The sequence below is a fragment of the Vibrio sp. 2134-1 genome, from assembly GCF_033339495.1.
The window spans coordinates 1-759 of the sequence record NZ_JAWOUS010000342.1 but is presented as its reverse complement, the minus strand read 5'-3'; the positions used below and the strand labels follow the sequence as shown (position 1 = coordinate 759).

Sequence of the window (759 nt, the reverse complement as noted above, 5' to 3'; positions counted from 1 at the left end):
ACCAACCATGGCGTCGGTCAATGAATCCAAGCCGATATAGGCCACTTGGGCATTGTTGATAATACGGCCAGAATCCGTAATTAACCGGCTGTCATCCACATCGTTTGCAATCGGTGATAGCAATGGACCTAGTTCACTTGAAGTGAGCATATTGAGCACCGGCATCAGTGAGGCCACCATCTTAGAATAGTGGGTTCTATCATGCTCAAACATGCTCAAAAGGCCTTCCAAATCGGTATTAGCGGCAACGGGCTGAATGCGTTCGTAGTAAAAAAGCAGCATCGCCATAGCTTGTTTAGCCAAGGTATTGGCCTTTTCGGTAAAGCGCTTGATCTCCACACTAAAGTTCGGATACACCTGCTCCCCCCAGGCCGTGACGGCTTTTACTACCAAGCCTTCTGGGCCACCTTCCAAGAATCGTCTCAGTGTTTTCAGATCAGGACGCTGTGAAGTAAGCAACAGACCTTGCACGATGTTATTAAGTGCCATTTGGCCAAAGGCTTTAAATGGATCAGCACCGGTTTCAGATGGGATTAATGCCGCAATTCGGCTGGCAATTTCAGTGCCTCGGTTAAAGTTTCTCAGGGGATTAAGACGTACTGAATGCTCTGGAAAGCCCGGATGAAAATACACAAAGCGCTCAGGACTACCGGCGGCAATACAGGCTCGCTGTGCATTATCCTTAAGTTCTTTGTCTCCCTTAGGGTCAATAATAATCACGGCTTCATTGCGCAAAATGGCCTGGGTGATCATCGCATC

1 pseudogene is annotated in these 759 nt (G+C 48.1%); it reads right to left on the bottom strand.

Annotated features, from left to right (window positions below):
• Nucleotides 1-759: pseudogene (locus tag R7R78_RS25865) on the bottom strand (conjugal transfer protein); the annotation flags it as partial.